Below are 2,836 nucleotides of genomic sequence, written 5' to 3'. Positions count from 1 at the left end.
TTTCAGGGTGTTATCCCGTGAAGCGGAAATCGCTGTTTTGCCGTCTGGTGCGATCGCCACTGCACATACCTTGCCACTATCATCAGTGAGAGCTTTGATTTCCCTGGCGCTGTCAATGTCCCAGACTTTTAGGGTTTTATCCTTTGAAGCTGAAATCGCTGTCAGGCCGTCGGACGTGATCGCCACCCCATATACCTCACCAATATGACCCATGAGAGTTCTGAGGCAGACTCCGCTTAGCAAATCCCAGACTTTTAGGGTTTTATCATCTGAAGCTGAAACCGCTATGATGGCAGAGGGTGTGATCGCGACTGCTTGCACCTTGGCAGTGTGACCAGTGAGAGTTCTGAGACAGACTCCGCTGAGCAAATCCCAGACTTTTAGGGTTTTATCGTCTGAAGCCGAAACCGCTTGTTTGCCGTCGCGTGTAATCGCTACTGCATATACCCAGCTCGTATGACGGGTCTGAGTTTTGAGTTCAGTGCCACTGTCCATATCCCAGATTTTAAGGGTGTTATCCGACCATGAAGTTGAAACCGCTTGTTTGCTGTCCAGAGTGATTGCAACTGCATATACCGGACCTGTATGACCGGTGAGTGTTCTGAGGCAGATTCCGCTGAGCAAATCCCAGATTTTTAGGGTTTTATCCTCTGAAGCCGAAACCGCTTGTTTGCTGTCAAGAGTGATTGCAACTGCATATACTGGACCAGTATGACCGGTAAGAGTTCTGAGCAAGCTTCCGCTATTTATGTCCCAGACTTTTAGTGTGCTATCCTCTGAAGCGGAAATCGCTGTTTTACCGTCTGGTGCGATCGCGACTGCATATACCTTGCGAACATGACCCGTGAGAGTTCTGAGTTCAGTGGCGCGGATCAAATCCCAGACTTTTAGGGTGCCATCGGCTGAAGCGGAAATCGCTGTCTTGCCATCAAGTGCAATCGCCACTGCATTTACCCCGCTAGTATGACCGACAAGCGTCCGCAGTGCCCCTTCATTTGCCCTTTCCAGATTAGCCCTCAAAGGCCGCAGCCAAGGACGATCTTTCGATTGCCGCGCCTGTTCCAGCAACCCCTGAATGTGCGGCATTTCAAAATCCAGCAACCTCCCCCACAAATGCCCCGCCAGTTGCGTTTTATCCCTTTCCAAAACGTGCGCCGACTTGCGAATTGCCCCTTGAATCAATTTCAGCGTTTCAGTTTGCTCCGGCGACAGCAAAACATCAGAAATTATCGCTAAATCATAATCCTCAATTAACGCTTGCACCCCCACCGCATCCAACTTCGCCTCAATAAAATCAAAATCCGTCAACAACTGATGCAGCCGTTCCCCTTTGTTATTGCTTGCAAAATCTCCGGGCAGAGTTTCCAAAGCATAAAGCCGCTTTTCCGGCGACAGTTTCCCCAAACGTTTTTTAAACTTACTCATCGCCGTACAAAGCCTCCCACAAATTATCAGAAATCGCCGTTTCAATATCCCGCAGCGACACCCCAGCTTTCTGCACCACATCTATACGATGCAGAAATCTTTGGAAACTCGCGTGATAGATACTGTAATGTGGTGGAGTATAGTTATTGCGTCGCAGAAACTGTTCCCAATCATCCAGAACTTCCTGCACATCCAAAGCATCTTCCTCAGCAAAATCCGCCAAAAGATCGCAAGAAATCGGCTTGCGAGTTTTCGTCAACAAATAAATCACCTTCAACTTCCGGCGGCGCAATTCTTTATCTCTAACCGCCATTTCCATCCGCGCCCAATGCTTGTCATAATATCCTTCCAACTCCCTCGGCAAATCTTGCAAATTCACATCGCTGTACTTGCCGCTGTCGATATCATTCAGCACGTAGCGCAGGTACATAAAGTTATTCTGGCTTTTTTCCGCCACCGCCGCCACAAACTGTTCTCGCTGCAAATTTTGACGGTTAATCCAACTCTGAATTGACGCGCTGTTGCTGGTGCGTTTCTCAATATAAAGCTTGACATCCGCCAAACTTTCTGCAGTGTACTGCATCAAATCAAAAACCTGATGATTTGGCAAAGGCAGAGATTCCGGCCGCTTCGAGACAATAAAATAAACATTATCCGGCAAAGCATCTGGCAAATAAAGGACATTGCTGCGCCCATGATCGCTCAGATCGACTTCATCGAGGGCATCCACAACAAAAACTAACTTTTTTCCGCCCAATTTAGCACTCACTTCCCCCAACAATCGACTGAGAAAATTGCCATCTGTAGTCGCATTTTCTGGCAATTTTGGGTAATCCAGTTTAAAGGCTTGAATTAACTGAGTGCAGGCATTTTCCAGAAATTGCTTTGCCTTAACCGTGCCTTGAGATTGCGAGTTAAAATGGACAACACAGCGCCGCTGCATCAGCAGCACTAACTTTGCCATAATTGAAGTTTTCCCCACACCAGGATCGGCTTCTAAAACAAAATATCCTTTGGGCTTTTTCTGCAAAAAATCTATAATTGCTTCAAACACAAATCGGCGGCCCGTAAAGTCTTGAGTGCGGTCTTGAATAATCGTTTCGCACTCGTAGGGAAGCGGCAATCGGGGCGCGGAAGTATCAACAAATCGTTCCAGCAAATTCTGAACTTGCGCCAAATCCGATCGGATGCCAATTTCTATGGATTCCAATTTCCCCATGACTTGACAAATCTGCTGCCCAGTTGCGACGGCCTCCAATTTGTCCAGAATTTCCCCATTTTTCAGCCCCAATTTTTTGAGTTCCGCCAAAGCAATTTGGTGCAGATTCAACAGCACAACAGTCCGGACAGTTTTTTGGGGTGAGTGGCGAGGAAAGCTATCCAAGGCTTAAAGTACAGTCATACATAAAAA

General features: G+C 47.4%; 2 protein-coding genes. Both read right to left on the bottom strand.

The features are described 5' to 3' along the window. On the bottom strand, positions 1-1,425 hold a 1,425-nt coding region (locus tag QUA13_RS21195), incomplete at its 3' end, for a hypothetical protein (protein ID WP_333201636.1). Beyond that, positions 1,418-2,809 (bottom strand): hypothetical protein, encoded by a 1,392-nt coding sequence (locus tag QUA13_RS21190; protein ID WP_333201634.1) that lies wholly within the window; start codon positions 2,807-2,809, stop codon positions 1,418-1,420. The genes QUA13_RS21190 and QUA13_RS21195, both read right to left, overlap by 8 nt. Positions 2,810-2,836 lie beyond the last annotated feature (27 nt).

The organism is Microcoleus sp. S28C3, assembly GCF_036700785.1.
In the GTDB taxonomy this organism is placed as follows: Bacteria; Cyanobacteriota; Cyanobacteriia; order Cyanobacteriales; family Microcoleaceae; genus Microcoleus; species Microcoleus asticus.
Note: the sequence above shows the minus strand (reverse complement) of the source record. Positions and strands in the feature narration are given on the sequence as shown.